The organism is Arthrobacter sp. Soil736, assembly GCF_001428005.1.
Lineage (GTDB): Bacteria > Actinomycetota > Actinomycetes > Actinomycetales > Micrococcaceae > Arthrobacter.
Window position 1 is genome coordinate 1 of record NZ_LMSB01000002.1, and the last position, 13,272, is coordinate 13,272.

Annotated in this window: 15 protein-coding genes and 1 pseudogene; 11 read left to right on the top strand and 5 right to left on the bottom strand. The window is 63.8% G+C overall.

The features are described 5' to 3' along the window. Window positions 1-320 precede the first annotated feature (320 nt). The gene (locus tag ASG92_RS02335; RefSeq protein ID WP_056624328.1) at window positions 321-722 is read left to right on the top strand and encodes a GNAT family N-acetyltransferase; all 402 of its coding nucleotides are present in this window, start codon (window positions 321-323) and stop codon (window positions 720-722) included. 68 nt (window positions 723-790) lie between these two features. Here ASG92_RS02335 and ASG92_RS02340 read toward each other — a convergent pair whose 3' ends face one another. Next, the gene (locus ASG92_RS02340; RefSeq protein WP_056623951.1) at window positions 791-1,228 is read right to left on the bottom strand and encodes a GNAT family N-acetyltransferase; all 438 of its coding nucleotides are present in this window, start codon (window positions 1,226-1,228) and stop codon (window positions 791-793) included. Between the two features lie 102 nt (window positions 1,229-1,330). Here ASG92_RS02340 and ASG92_RS02345 point away from each other — a divergent pair, with 102 nt between their 5' ends. From ASG92_RS02345 to ASG92_RS02355, 3 genes are all read left to right on the top strand, one after another. Continuing rightward, entirely contained in the window at window positions 1,331-3,010 is a 1,680-nt protein-coding gene (locus ASG92_RS02345) for an alkaline phosphatase D family protein (protein ID WP_056624331.1), read from the top strand. Window positions 3,011-3,081: 71 nt separating this feature from the next. Beyond that, window positions 3,082-3,516: an SRPBCC family protein gene (locus tag ASG92_RS02350; RefSeq protein WP_056623954.1), complete on the top strand. Its 435-nt coding sequence runs from the start codon at window positions 3,082-3,084 to the stop codon at window positions 3,514-3,516. Between the two features lie 270 nt (window positions 3,517-3,786). Continuing rightward, complete coding sequence (locus ASG92_RS02355; RefSeq protein ID WP_056623958.1) at window positions 3,787-4,515, top strand: hypothetical protein; 729 nt, start codon at window positions 3,787-3,789, stop codon at window positions 4,513-4,515. Window positions 4,516-4,520: 5 nt separating this feature from the next. On the opposite strand, the pseudogene ASG92_RS02360 reads toward ASG92_RS02355, so the two are convergent. Together ASG92_RS02360 and ASG92_RS02365 are read right to left on the bottom strand one after the other, a co-directional pair. Next, a pseudogene (locus ASG92_RS02360) lies at window positions 4,521-4,821 on the bottom strand (VOC family protein); the annotation flags it as partial. 171 nt (window positions 4,822-4,992) lie between these two features. Then, the gene (locus tag ASG92_RS02365; protein ID WP_056623962.1) at window positions 4,993-5,376 is read right to left on the bottom strand and encodes a VOC family protein; all 384 of its coding nucleotides are present in this window, start codon (window positions 5,374-5,376) and stop codon (window positions 4,993-4,995) included. Between the two features lie 129 nt (window positions 5,377-5,505). Here ASG92_RS02365 and ASG92_RS02370 point away from each other — a divergent pair, with 129 nt between their 5' ends. Together ASG92_RS02370 and ASG92_RS02375 are read left to right on the top strand one after the other, a co-directional pair. Then, window positions 5,506-5,919 (top strand): DUF3054 domain-containing protein, encoded by a 414-nt coding sequence (locus ASG92_RS02370; RefSeq protein ID WP_056623965.1) that lies wholly within the window; start codon window positions 5,506-5,508, stop codon window positions 5,917-5,919. Window positions 5,920-5,991: 72 nt separating this feature from the next. Beyond that, a complete protein-coding gene (locus ASG92_RS02375) occupies window positions 5,992-6,270 on the top strand; it encodes an Lrp/AsnC ligand binding domain-containing protein (RefSeq protein WP_056623968.1) in 279 nt (92 codons plus the stop codon). 57 nt (window positions 6,271-6,327) lie between these two features. On the opposite strand, the gene trpD is transcribed toward ASG92_RS02375, so the two are convergent. Next, complete coding sequence (trpD, locus tag ASG92_RS02380) at window positions 6,328-7,386, bottom strand: anthranilate phosphoribosyltransferase (protein WP_056623970.1); 1,059 nt, start codon at window positions 7,384-7,386, stop codon at window positions 6,328-6,330. Between the two features lie 148 nt (window positions 7,387-7,534). On the opposite strand from trpD, the gene ASG92_RS02385 reads away from it, so the two are divergent. The 4 genes from ASG92_RS02385 to ASG92_RS02400 all read left to right on the top strand — a co-directional run bounded on the left by ASG92_RS02385 (window position 7,535) and on the right by ASG92_RS02400 (window position 11,869). Then, on the top strand, window positions 7,535-8,173 hold the full coding sequence (locus tag ASG92_RS02385; protein WP_200951863.1) for a heme-copper oxidase subunit III: 639 nt from the start codon (window positions 7,535-7,537) through the stop codon (window positions 8,171-8,173). Between the two features lie 87 nt (window positions 8,174-8,260). Further along, window positions 8,261-9,049, top strand: coding sequence for a c-type cytochrome (locus ASG92_RS02390; RefSeq protein ID WP_056623976.1), 789 nt, complete (start codon window positions 8,261-8,263; stop codon window positions 9,047-9,049). A gap of 101 nt (window positions 9,050-9,150) precedes the next feature. Beyond that, on the top strand, window positions 9,151-10,221 hold the full coding sequence (locus ASG92_RS02395) for a Rieske 2Fe-2S domain-containing protein (RefSeq protein WP_056623979.1): 1,071 nt from the start codon (window positions 9,151-9,153) through the stop codon (window positions 10,219-10,221). Continuing rightward, a complete protein-coding gene (locus ASG92_RS02400) occupies window positions 10,199-11,869 on the top strand; it encodes a cytochrome bc complex cytochrome b subunit (protein ID WP_056623981.1) in 1,671 nt (556 codons plus the stop codon). The genes ASG92_RS02395 and ASG92_RS02400 overlap by 23 nt, the downstream gene beginning before the upstream one ends. A gap of 120 nt (window positions 11,870-11,989) precedes the next feature. Here the strand turns inward: ASG92_RS02400 and ASG92_RS02405 are convergent, their stop codons facing one another. Beyond that, entirely contained in the window at window positions 11,990-12,781 is a 792-nt protein-coding gene (locus ASG92_RS02405; RefSeq protein WP_056623984.1) for a GntR family transcriptional regulator, read from the bottom strand. Between the two features lie 163 nt (window positions 12,782-12,944). Here ASG92_RS02405 and ASG92_RS02410 point away from each other — a divergent pair, with 163 nt between their 5' ends. Continuing rightward, window positions 12,945-13,238 carry an HPr family phosphocarrier protein gene (locus ASG92_RS02410; protein WP_056623987.1) on the top strand — a complete coding sequence of 98 codons (294 nt, stop codon included), beginning with the start codon at window positions 12,945-12,947 and terminating at the stop codon, window positions 13,236-13,238. The last annotated feature ends 34 nt before the right edge of the window (window positions 13,239-13,272 follow it).

A 13,272-nucleotide genomic window follows, 5' to 3' on the forward strand; every position in this document is an offset into this window, starting at 1 on the left:
CCATCCCTCATCGTCACCGCCGTGCCCGTAGCGGCCCGTGATTTCGCGAGCGTTTCTCAAATGAGGCATGCACCCCGTTTCGCGAGCACTATTGGTGAGTCTCGTCGCCGGGTGTTGCATGAGTCACATTTCGCCTATAGTTGTCGGGGGCGCCACAGCGTCGTGGCCCCCGTTTCACAGCCGAGACAACTTTCGTGACTCCGATGGGCCCTATGCCTGCGCCGGTGATTGGTCCCGGCCGGGATGCATCCGGCGTTCATCATCCGAGTAACCTACTGCCCCCTCCGTTGGCAGGGGTCCAATCTGCAATGCTGTTCAGCATGACGATCACTTGGGAATGGCGCGGAGCGTTTCGGAACGAAGAAATCAATCAATTGCACGCCGAAGGCTTCAATCATGCCTATTTTGATGACGATTGGGCTGATCTGCTCTCGCGCCTCAGCCTGGGGTGGGTCACAGCACGCGACGGCCAGGGGCTCGTAGGCTTCGTCAACGTGATCTGGGACGGTCGGGTGCATGCATTTATCGAAGACACTTTGGTGGCACATCGGGCGCGCCGGCAGGGCATCGGAAAGATACTCGTGGCCGTTGCAACGGAGCACTCCAGGAAAGCAGGCTGCCAATGGCTTCACGTTGACTTCGAAGATCAGTTGAAAAGCTTCTACTTCGATGCGTGCGGTTTCCGTCCCACCAATGCTGGACTAATCCAGCTCACTATCTAGATCAGCCAGCGCTGGGACGGCGCCGAACATTGCGACTCTGAGGGCCATCCGACGCCTGTACGAGTGCCTCACTGCGAATTGAGGGCCTTCTTAAAGAAGGTCGCGGCGTCCTCGTACGCGAGGCCACGATAGAAATCACCGGCACGACGACTCGCCAACGACACATAGGCAGCGCCTTGCGATTCAGCCCATGACTCGACTTCAAGCATCAAGGCCCGGCCCAGTCCATTCCGGCGTTCTCGCTCGTGGACCATAACCTCCTCGACCCAGGCAACACGGCCGCTGGCAAGAAACGTGGCGCGACAATGGCCTATGAGATAGCCGACAACGGATCCGTCACTCTGTTCGGCTACGAGGACGAGCACCTGGGACGCCTCGACGAGCGACTGGAATGTTCGGTCAAAGGCTTCCCGCTCCGGCCGGAATGTCGGGGCGAAATCCTGAACGAGACTCCAGACGTCGTCCGCATCGGCTGCTGCGGCGAGTCTAATGGTGAGGTTGGGCATCTGGCCACACCACCCGCGCGGCACATCCACAAATTCCCGAGCAGGAGTCGGCTTTGCCGCCGAGCCATGGCCGCTCCTGGCACCAGCAGGTACAACGGAACCATGACGACCTCGCTCCTGGTGCTCGGCCCGATGATGCGGTACGTGGATGAAACCTCGGCGAGTATCTGGGTGGAGACCCAGGAAGCCGCCCGGGTCGCGGTCCGTGCCGGGGGCAGGGAATGGGAGGCCCGCACCTTCGCTGTGCACGGCCACCACTACGCGCTGGTGGCCGTGGACGGACTGCCGGCAGGAACGGTCACGCCCTACACCCTCGAAGCCAACGGGACCCAGGTCTGGCCCGAACCCCTGTCCGGGTTCCCGCCGCCGGTCATCGCGACACTGAAACCCGGCAAGCCGCTTCGGATGGCCTATGGCTCCTGCCGCACCAGTGTCCCGCACGACGCATCCGGCAACCGGTCCCACGGCGTCGACTCGCTCCGTGCTTACGCGCTAGGCATGGCCACCGGCAGTGGCCGGTCGTGGCCGGACCTGGTGGCCTTCCTCGGCGACCAAGTGTACGCCGACCTGACCAGCGAGCAGATGCAGCAATTCATCCGCGCCCGCCGGGACATCGAGGCTCCTCCGGGCAAGGAGCTCAAGGACTACGAGGAATACTCCCACCTCTACTATCTGGCCTGGTCGGACCCGGCAAACAGGTGGCTGCTGTCCACGCTTCCCAGCGCCATGATCTTTGACGACCACGACATCCGCGACGACTGGAACGCCTCAAGGAGCTGGAGGAAGAGGATGGAAGCCACCTCGTGGTGGCATGAGCGGATTGTCGCGGGGCTGGCCTCGTACTGGGTCTACCAGCATCTGGGGAACCTGTCGCCGCAGCAGCGGACTGAGGATGCTGTCTGGCAGCAGATCGCCGGGCACGCCGGCGAGGCTGAGCTCGACGTGACCGTAGAGCTGGACAGCTTCGCCGAACGGGCCAACCAGGATCCGACATCCTACCGGTGGAGCTTCTGCCGGGATTTCGGGGACACGCGACTGATAGTGGTGGACTCCCGCGCCGCCCGGAGCCTGGCCCCTGAAGACCGCGCCCTGATTGACGAGGCGGAAATGACCTGGCTCGATAACCGGATGCGTGGCGGTTTCCGCCACCTGCTGGTGGCGACGTCGCTGCCGTTCCTGTTGCCGATGGGCCTGCACTATGTGGAGTCCTGGAATGAGGCCGTTTCCGAAGGCGCATGGGGGAAACTGGCTGCCCGGGCCGGCGAGAAGCTGCGCCAGGCATTGGACCTAGAACACTGGGCTGCGTTCCAGAAGAGCTTCCGGAAGGTCGCGGACATGGTGGCCGAGGTCGCCGACGGCAAACGCGGCCCCGCGCCTGAAGTAATCGCATTCCTCTCCGGTGACGTCCACTACTCCTACGTTTCGGAGGTGGAGCGTGCTGCGGGCAGCCGGATCGTGCAGGCAGTCTGCTCCCCCATCCGCAACCCGCTGCCCCGGATAATGAGGTCCTTCGCGGCCGTCATGTCCTACGGCCTGGCCACGCCGGTAGGTTCCCTGGCCGCGCATTCGGCGCACGTTCCGGACCCGCCATTCCGCTGGTCCGGACTCAAGGGCCTGTGGTTCTACAACAGCCTGGCCTGCCTCGAGGTGGCGCCGGAGGGGCTGAACCTTTGGTGGGAGACAGGCGTGGTGGACGACGGCGACCACCTGCACCCCAGGCTGGAACGCGTCGCGTCCCTGACGCTGGCTCCGAGGAGCGCCGAGCCTGCACGGAGGCTGTAGCCTTACGGTCTGGTCGAAGTCCCATGATCGAAGTGCCTGACCCGAGAAGTGCCTGACCCGAAAGGAACTACATGGCGCACGCCGAGAACGACATCACCATCAACCGACCCGCCGGGGAGGTCTATGCTTTCCTCGCGGACGGGCTCAACAACCCGAAGTGGCGGCCGGGCGTCCAAAAAATTGCGCTCAAGAGCGGCGCCGCCGGAGAACCCGGAGCCGTCTACAGCCAAACGCTGACGGGTCCCAAAGGGCGGCCCTTGCAGGGAGACTACGAGATCACCGACGCCGAACCGGGCCGCCTCCTGGGGTTCCAGGTAGTGGCCGGACCTGCCCGTCCCGCGGGCCGCTACCAGCTAACGGAACATGATGGAAGCACCACGGTCCGCTTCAGCCTTGATCTCAAGCTTCCGCTTGTGATGAGAGTCCTGGACTCCCTTGTCACCAAAACCATGGAATCCGAAGTCGCCCAGCTCACGAACCTCAAGGGAGTCATCGAAGCCGGCTAGGGATGGCGAAGGCGGGCTCCCGGGAGCACAATGGTCACATCCCTACCCCGGTGGTGATTGGAAATGGCCCTCGCAATAGTGATCGGGTGCACCGTCTTGCTGTTGCTCGGTCTCCTCACAGTCATCAGGTGGGGAGGCCATCCGCTTAAAAGTCCCGCGGCCGCCCCTGCCGGCGTCCCCGCCGCTCCTTCTCTCCCGCTTGGCTCTGCAGGCCCGTCGCCGGGCGCAGTCCGAGGAGCACGGGAGGACCCATCGGACGCCAAAATTGCTGTGCTCCGGACGTATCTTTGGTGGGCCAACGTCGCCACCTTCGCGGCGCTTGCCTCCGCATTGTTGGCCGCGTGGCCCGGCGGCCGGCTGATCATGCGGGTCCTTGCGTTCACCTCGCCGGACTCGGCGCAGGGCCGGCTGACGGAGGCCCAGGCCAACGTCGGCTTTCCGACCCTTGAAGGGTCTCTGGCCCTGTTCCTCTTCGCCGGACTGCCCGCGGGTTACCTCGTCGCGATCCTGTACGTTGTCCTGCACCGCTGGCTCCCGGCCGGCCGGCTGGCTGGACCCTTGCTTGGGATACTCGTTCTCATCTGGCTGGGCGCCCTGCTCGATCCCCTGCGGGCAGACAACATTGACTTCAACATTGTGGGACCCGGGTGGCTCGCAATCGTTCTGTTCACCGGCCTGTCGATCCTGCACGGCGCCGTCGCCGCCGCAGCGGCTGGCTGGTGGAGTGAGCGGCTACCCCTGTGGGCCGACAGGACAGCCAAATACTACGTTCCACTGCTCACTGGATTCGTGCTCTTCCCGCCTGCAGCGCTCGCCGTGGGGTTGGGCGCACTGGCGCTGCTGACCTGGATGACGATCTTCCCGGCGTTCTCACCGGGCACGCGCGGGAGGGCGCACACACCTGCCTGGGTGGGAGCAGGCATCATCGTTGCCGCGTCGGCAGCCGCACTACCTGTTTTCCTCAGCGCAGTGATTTCAATTGTGTCGCGGACAACATGACGTGACTAGTCGCCGTCGTACGCTTTTTGAAGTTCGGCGATGTCAAGCTTCCGCGTGCCCAGCATGGCCTGGACAGCGCGCTGGGATCCTGCCGGATCCGGCCCGCCGATGAGCTGGCCGAGCACCGACGGCACGATCTGCCACGAGACCCCCGTACCTGTCCTTGAGCCACCCGCACTGGCTCTCGGTCCCGCCGTCGGTCAGTGCGTTCCAGTAACGGTCCACTTCATCCTGTGAGGCGCAGTCGATCACGAATGACACCGCTGCGGTGAATGAGAACGCGGGCCCCCCGTTCAGCGCCTGGAAGTGAACCCCAAGGTGGGCGCCTTTTACATGGCGATGATCCCGCAGTTTCTGCCGCCGGACGCTTCCCCGCTCCTGATGGGAATCCTGCTGCCGCTGGTTCACAACGTCGAAGGAATGGCCTGGTTCGCAATCATCATTCTTGCCACCAGCAAGGCCGCCCTGACAGTCGTCCTAGACGGGCGGCCCGCCGCCCGGCAGCTGGCTGACCAGTCCCACAGTGTTGCCTTCGCTGTCCCTGATGAAACCCATCCATTCGTCGGTCCCGGCGGGGCCCAGCTTCGAATCCTCGTGGCGGAAGATCACCTGGGGTGCGGCGACCACCTCGACTCCCCCGGCTTCCAGTTCCTCCATAAGCCGCCTGACATCCGGGACGGCCAGGTAGATCAGCGACGCCGGAGCTCCCCTCTCGAGCAGGAGGCGGACGCCGTCGAGATCGAAGAAAAGCAGTCCCGGCGGATCAAACACGGCCTGCGGCCGGGTCCCAAGCAGGACCGAATAGAACTCCGCCGCCCGGTCGAGGTTCTCGGCGCGCTGTGCGACCTGAATGAGTCTCAATGGTCCTCCTTCGCGGGATGTTGCACTGTCCGTCGAGCCATCGTCGGCGATTTTCCCGGCCGGGGCAACACCGTGCCCGGACCGGACAGACCCGGAACAGATTGCCTCAGAACCGATAGGCTCGGAGGCATGCGTTCCACAGAAGAAACCGCGACCCAGCGGTCCGCTCCCCGACTCATTGCCGCCGCGGCGGCCGCGGACACCGCGCTCATCCTGACGTTCGCCGCCATAGGCCGGGACGCCCATTCCCGGGGGGAATCCGTGGCCGGGGTCCTGCTTACCGCCTGGCCGTTCCTGGCCGGCGCGGCCGCTGCCTGGCTCCTGCTGCGCGTGTGGCACCGCCCCCTGGCGGTGTGGCCGGCCGGCGTTGCGGTATGGCTTGGCGCCGTGGGCATCGGGATGGTCATCCGCGCATTGACGGGGCAGGCAGTGGTGTTGCCGTTTATCATTGTGGCGCTCCTGAGCCTCGCCGTTTTCCTCCTCGGCTACCGTCTTCTGGTCACTGGCCTGCTCCGGCTGCGGCGATCCCGGCAGCGAGGCTGATGTACTAGGCTGGCACCACAGCGCACACGAGCCGGGCACCGTCACGGCACAACTGATCCGGAAGGGTTCATAGTGATCACCGCATTTGTCCTGATCAAGACCGACGCCTCTCGAATACCGGAGACGGCCGAGGAGATTTCCGCCATACAGGGCATCAGCGAGGTTTACTCCGTCACCGGGGAATGGGACCTGATCGCCGTGGCCCGCGTGGCGCAGCATGAAGACCTTGCAGACGTGATCGCTGACAAACTGTCCAAGGTGCCCGCTGTGGTGCACACCACCACGCATATAGCCTTCCGCGCATATTCGCAGCATGACCTCGACGCCGCATTTGCACTGGGCTTCGAGTAGCTAACGCTCGAAGGAGGATGGCCCGGCACGTTGGTGCCGGGCCATCCTCCTTCTGCTTTACGCCTGTGTCAGGCTGACCCACTTGCCCAGGACGGCGGCAGCGGCGCCGGAATCAATCGATTCTGCGGCACGTCCGAGCGCCAGGCGCATGCGCTCCGTCAGCGGTCCGGTGGCGTCAAGATCGTAGGCAACGAGCCCTGCCGCGGCATTCAGCAAGACGGCGTCGCGGACGGGGCCGGCCACGCCGGCCAGGACGTCGCGGACGACGGCGGCATTGGCTTGGGCGTCACCGCCGCGAAGTTCCTCCACGGTTGCGGGACGGATGCCAAGGTCCTGCGGCGAAAACTGCTGTTCGGTCACTTCACCGTTGCGGATCTCCCACACAGTGGACGGGCCGGTGGTGGTCAGTTCATCCAGGCCGTCGCTGCCGCGAAATACCAGGCCGCGGCTTCCCCGCCGGGCCAGCACGCCAGCCACCAGGGGCGCCATGCGCGCGTTGGCCACCCCGACGGCGGAGGCCTGGACCCCGGCCGGGTTGGTCAGGGGCCCAAGGAAGTTAAAGGCCGTGGGTATGGCGAGCTCCCGGCGGGGCACGGCGGTGTGGCGGAACGACGGATGGAACACCTGGGCAAAGCAGAACGTAATGCCCGCCTCTTCCGCGTTGCGGGCAACATCAGGGATGGAAAGGTCCAGCCGCACTCCGAGGGCCTCGAGAACATCAGCAGAACCCGACGACGACGACGCGGCACGGTTTCCGTGCTTGACCACTCTTGCGCCGGCTCCGGCGCAAACGAGTGCGGCCATGGTGGAGATGTTAACTGTGTTCAGCTGGTCCCCGCCGGTGCCCACGATGTCGAGCTTCTCGCCCGCAATGTCAATGGGCTTCGCGTGGGCAACCATGGCGTCGACGAGGCCGGCGAGCTCCTCCACGGTCTCCCCCTTGGCGCGCAGCGCAACAAGGAAGCCGGCGATCTGGGCGGGCGTCGCCTCCCCGGACATGATGGTGTCCATGGCCCATGCGGTGTTGTCCGCAGTCAGGTCTTTACCGTCCATAAGTGCGGAGATGAGCCGCGGCCAGGTGTTGCCTGCCGCCAGTGCCGATGCCTGAGAAGTCACCTCCTGATGCTATCGAGGTGCGCGTTCAGAAAACCAATGTGAACGGTGCCGGGAACTTTTCCGCGCGATTTCGCGTCTTTGTAGAAAAAGTCTCCGCAAAAGACGGTTTGCGTTGGGCAGGACGGAGTTTTACAGACATAATGTCTATGTGACATCTGCGACCCATGCCCCCAGTACCCCGGCGCACCCCACGCTGAACCGCCCCAATATGGTTTCTGTTGGAACCGTAGTCTGGCTGTCCAGCGAGTTGATGTTCTTCGCCGGCCTCTTCGCCATGTACTTCACCCTCCGGTCTACGTCCGGACAGATGTGGGCCGAAGAGACAGCAAAGCTCAACTTCCCCTTTGCGCTCGTCAACACGATCGTCCTCGTGGCAAGTTCATTCACTTGCCAGATGGGCGTTTTTGCCGCCGAAAGGCTCCAGCCGCGACGCAGCGGCGGTCCGCTGCAGTTCACCCGCTGGGGCATGAACGAGTGGTTCACCCTGACGTTCCTCATGGGCTCGTTCTTCGTGGCCGGCCAGTCGACGGAATACGCCATGCTCGTTTCCGAGCACGTGACCCTTTCGACCAACGCTTACGGTTCCGCCTTCTACATGACCACCGGCTTCCACGGCCTGCACGTCATCGGCGGCCTGATCGCGTTCCTCCTCATCATGGGCCGCTCCTTCGCTGCGAAGAAGTTCGGTCACTTCGAGGCGACGTCGGCGATTGTCACCTCGTACTACTGGCACTTTGTGGACGTCGTCTGGATTGGCCTCTTCCTGGTCATCTATGTCCTCCAGTAGCCAGGACTTGGCTCTTTTTCCACAAGAGACAGAATTTCAAGAAGCGGCTCCCGGAGCCGACGCACGATCGAATAAAGGAACCACCACGTGAAGGCACTCTCGCAGAAGCGACGTCACCCACTGGCAGCCATTGCGCTCTTGTTGATGGGACTCCTCCTCACTGGTGGGCTGTACGCCGTTGCCACCACCGTCAACCAGGCAAAAGCCAGCACCGCCGAGTTCAGCGCCACTGACACAGAGGAAGGCGGAAAGCTCTTCGCCGCCAACTGCGCCACCTGCCACGGCATGGGTGCCAGCGGAACTAAGGACGGTCCGTCCCTGGTAGGTGTCGGCGCTGCTGCCGTTGACTTCCAGGTAGGCACCGGCCGCATGCCCATGCAGATGAACGGACCTCAGGCTTACAAGAAGCCGGCTCAGTTCAATGACCAGCAGACCCACCAGCTGGCCGCCTACGTCGCCTCCCTCGGCCCCGGGCCCTCCATCCCTGAAGCCGGTGTCCTCGACGAGAAGGGTGACGCCGCCAAGGGCGGCGAGCTGTTCCGCACGAACTGCGCGATGTGCCACAACGCTGCTGCAGCGGGCGGCGCCCTGACCCGCGGTAAGTTCGCTCCGGCCCTCGCCGATGTTTCGGGCAAGCACATTTACGAAGCAATGGTCACCGGACCGCAGAACATGCCGGTCTTCAATGACGCGAACATCTCTCCGGAGGGCAAGCGGGACGTCATTACGTTCCTCAAGCAGATCGAGGCCAACGGCTCGCCCGGCGGCGCCGACCTTGGTGCCATCGGCCCTGTATCGGAAGGCCTGTTCGTCTGGATCGCGGGCCTCGGCGTCATTATCGCCTTCACCATCTGGCTGACCTCCCGCACGTCCTAGCACGCGCAGAACACAACAAGAATGTCCTGCTGACCGTTCAGCAGGTTTGAAATTGAACATTAACTCGGCAACGCCGAGACGAGAGAAGGATGAGGCGAATCATGGGCAACCATAGTGACGGCAGTCCGAACCACTCGGGCACCGTAGCTACGGCTGGTCAGAATGAGGTGGAGAAGTTCCAGGATCCTGGAATTCCCCCGCACCGTTTGCGCCTGGCTGACACGGACCCGAAGGCCGCAAAGCGAGCAGAACGGCAGGTAGCCATTCTGTTCGGCACGTCGGTCGTTGGCACCGTGATCTTCCTGGTGGCGTACTTCGCTATTGACCTGGGCGATGACTCAACGATCGCTACGATCAGGCTGCAGAACGCGCTCCTGGGCGTGGGTACGGCCTTCGCCATGCTCGGCATCGGTACAGGCATTGTGCACTGGGCCAAGGCCCTTATGCCGGACCACGAAGTATCCGAGGAACGTCACGCAATCCGCGAGGAAGACGACCGCCAGGCAGCGGTACGCATCGTTGACGACATCGTCGAGGAAACGGGCATCAAGCGCCGTCCCCTCATCCGGAACACCCTGCTCGGCGCCGTGGCGCTGGCGCCGCTCCCGGCCCTGGCAGTATTCGGCGACCTTGGTCCCCGGCCTGATGACAAGCTGTCGCACACCATGTGGGCCCCGCAGGAGGGCAAGCTCAAGCGCCTGACCCGCGACCCCGACGGAACGCCGATCAAGGCGTCGGACGTCACCATCGGTTCTGCTTTCCACGTCATCCCGGAAGGGCTGAACGAACTCCACGAAGGCAAGCTGAACGAGAAGGCCAAGGCCGTCGTTCTGCTCATGCGCCTCGATCCGGCCTCGCTCAACCCGTCTCCCGGCCGGGAGAACTGGGGCTACAACGGCATCGTCGCGTACTCCAAGATCTGCACCCACGTCGGATGCCCCGTTGCCCTGTATGAGCAGCAGACGCACCATCTGCTGTGCCCGTGCCACCAGTCGACCTTCGACCTCACCAAGGAATGCAAGGTTATCTTTGGCCCGGCCAGCCGTCCCCTCCCCCAGCTGCCCATCGCAGTCGATGATGAGGGATACCTGGTCGCCACGAGCGACTTCAACGAACCTGTCGGACCGAGCTACTGGGAGCGTGATGAGCATGAGCGCAACATCAACAGCTGAAGCCCCCGCCTTCGCCGCCAAAACTAAAGGCGGCCGCATTACCGATTTCGTCGACCAGCGCGTTGGCGGTTCCGGCATCCTCCGCGAATTTGGCCGCAAGGTCTTTCCTGACCACTGGTCCTTCATGTTCGGCGAAGTGGCGCTGTACTCCTTCGTCATCCTCCTGCTGTCCGGCACGTTCCTGACGTTCTTCTTTGATCCGTCCATGGCGGAAACCCACTACACGGGCTCGTACACGCCACTGAAGAACGTCGAAATGTCGGTCGCGTTCAGCTCATCCCTGGACATCTCCTTTGACGTCCGTGGCGGACTGTTCATGCGCCAGGTCCACCACTGGGCAGCTCTGCTCTTCGTGGCGTCCCTCGGTGTTCACATGCTTCGTGTCTTCTTCACGGGTGCCTTCCGCAAACCCCGCGAAATGAACTGGGTTGTCGGCGGGGTCCTGCTGATCCTGGCCATGGCTGAAGGATTCACCGGTTATTCACTCCCCGATGACCTGCTCTCCGGCAACGGCCTGCGCATCATCGACGGCGTCATCAAATCCATTCCGGTAATCGGCACGTACATCTCGTTCTTCCTCTTCGGCGGCGAGTTCCCCGGCACGATGATCATCGGCCGCCTGTACACGCTGCACATCCTGCTGGTGCCGGCCCTGATCCTGCTGATGATCGTCCTTCACCTGTTCATGGTGGTCGTCCACAAGCACACCCAGTACCCCGGCCCGGGACGCAACGACGGCAACGTCGTCGGCTACCCTCTCGGCCCGGTCTACGCAGCCAAGGCCGGTGGATTCTTCTTCATCGTCTTCGGCGTGATCGCCCTCATGGCCGGGTTTTTCACCATCAACCCGATCTGGAACTATGGCCCCTACGATCCCTCCCCGGTGTCCGCAGGCACCCAGCCTGACTGGTACATCGGCTTCGTTGACGGTGCCTTGCGCCTGATGCCGGGTGTCATCGGTAACTTCCACTTCGAGTACGTGATCTTCGGCCACGTGCTGACGCTGAACGTCCTGCTGCCGGCGCTCGTGCCGGCCGGCATCATCTTCACCGTGCTGTTCACCTACCCGTGGATCGAACGTTGGGTTACGAAGGACGACCGCGAGCACCACGTGCTGGACCGTCCGCGCAATGCGCCGACGCGTACTGCTATCGGTGTAGCGGGCTTCACCTGGTACTGCGTCATGTGGGCAGCCGCCGGCTCGGACCTTATCGCTACGCACTTCCACGTGGCACTGAACGACGTCACCTACTGGCTGCGCGCACTGTTCTTCCTCGGCCCGATCATCGCCTTCGTCGTCACGAAGCGCGTCGCCCTGGCCCTGCAGCGCAAGGACCGCGAGATTGCCCTCCACGGCCGCGAGACCGGCCGCATCGTGCGCCTGCCGCACGGCGAGTTCATCGAAGTCCACGCCCCGCTCAGCGAGTACAAGCGCTACAAGCTTGTCGGCTTCGAGTCCCCTGTTCCCCTTCCGGCCGTGCCGAACGAACATGGCGTCGTCACCCGCAAGGAGAACCGGCGGGCGAAGCTGTCCCAGTGGTTCTTCGAGGACAGAGTTGCTCCGGCAAGTCCCGCTGAGCTCGAGGCCGGCCACGGCCACCACGAGGCAGTGGAAGCCGGCGAGGCGCAGAAGACGCTCAGCCACTAGGACTACCTGCTAGTCACGGTCAGCACACAGAAAGGCCCGGTCCGCTTGGACCGGGCCTTTCTGCGTCTCATTCAATGCTCCTCCGGCGGGCCCCGGCGGAATCCTCCCCGACCGGTCCGGCTACTGGTGGCGATAGCCCGAGGCGTAGTTTCGCGCGGGCCGGATGCCGGGCCGCTGCAATGGCACCCAGAGCTTATAGCGGTCGGCACGGTAGTAGGAGACGGAATAGTCAACCATTGCGCGGGCCACAAATGCGTGCCGCTGGATCTTTAGCAGCGGCGACCCTATTTCAACGTTCAGCAGCCTTGCAGTGGAGGGCGATGCGGCCGTCGCCTCGATCATGTCCTCGCCCCATTCCATGACGAGGCCGAACTGTTCGCTCAGGACGTTGTACAGCGAGGTGGGCGGCTCGCCGTCGAGCAGGCCCGGAACGCGGTGCGCCGGGATGAAGTTCTCATCCACGCTCATTGGCTCGTTATCGGCCAGCAGGAGGCGCCGGAAGCGGACCAGGGGTGTTCCCTCCTCCAGCTGGAGTTCGCGCGCGAGGAAGGCGCTTGCGGCGATCTGCTCAAAGCTGAGTACTTTGGCCGCCGGCACCATTCCGCGGCGCTGCATTTCCTCGCTGTAGGAGGTGAGCTTGACCTGGAGATCCAGTTTGGGCTTGCGTACAAACGTGCCCAGCCCGACCACACGTTCGATCACCTCCTCACCCACGAGAGCATCGATGGCTTGCCGGACGGTCATCCGCGCCAGCCCGAATCGCTCCGCCAGGTCACGCTCCGACGGGAGGCCGGAGCCGGGCGGGCACGAGGTAGCGATGTACGTCCTGAGGATCTCGCGAAGCTGGACGTAGATCGGGGTTCCGCTTTTCCTGTCGATCTCGCCGGCAATGCCGGAGGCATTAGCGGCCACAGCAAGTGCTCCTGGAATGCATGTTCACAATTCAAGGGTAGGCCATTCACCCGTCAGGTCTAGACCACGCGGCTGAACGTCCGCGGCGGCCGTGCCGGCCCGATATTCTTAACGTCAAACACGAAAGACGACGGCGTCGTTCCGTCCAGGAAGAGGAGTCCATTTGCCAGTTCGTAAGGCCATCGTCACAGCCGCCATTGGCCTGCACGCCCGCCCGGCAGCGGTCTTTGTGCGTGCCGTGACGGAGACCGGGCTGCCGGTGACCATCCGCAAAGACGGCATTGACGCTGTCGACGCCCGTTCGCTGCTCGAGGTCATGACCGCCGACTTTAACTGCGGCTGCGAGGTGGAGCTCGGCGTCACCGAGTCGGCCCTACCGGCCGGCCGCAGCGTTGTGGAGGCGGAGTCGGCGTTGTTGGGCCTGGCAGAGCTGCTGGCGTCCCAGAAGGCGGGCTGACACTAACCGGAGGCGGCCATTGCCGCGGTCAACA

What these genes read in the sequence shown, in the direction of transcription:
- ASG92_RS02345 (WP_056624331.1), top strand. Translation starts at nt 1,331, where the DNA reads ATGACGACCTCGCTCCTGGTGCTCGGCCCGATGATGCGGTACGTGGAT.
- ASG92_RS02350 (WP_056623954.1), top strand. Translation starts at nt 3,082, where the DNA reads ATGGCGCACGCCGAGAACGACATCACCATCAACCGACCCGCCGGGGAG.
- ASG92_RS02395 (WP_056623979.1), top strand. Translation starts at nt 9,151, where the DNA reads ATGGGCAACCATAGTGACGGCAGTCCGAACCACTCGGGCACCGTAGCT.
- ASG92_RS02400 (WP_056623981.1), top strand. Translation starts at nt 10,199, where the DNA reads ATGAGCGCAACATCAACAGCTGAAGCCCCCGCCTTCGCCGCCAAAACT.
- ASG92_RS02335 (WP_056624328.1), top strand. Translation starts at nt 321, where the DNA reads ATGACGATCACTTGGGAATGGCGCGGAGCGTTTCGGAACGAAGAAATC.
- ASG92_RS02340 (WP_056623951.1), bottom strand. Translation starts at nt 1,228, where the DNA reads ATGCCCAACCTCACCATTAGACTCGCCGCAGCAGCCGATGCGGACGAC.
- ASG92_RS02370 (WP_056623965.1), top strand. Translation starts at nt 5,506, where the DNA reads ATGCGTTCCACAGAAGAAACCGCGACCCAGCGGTCCGCTCCCCGACTC.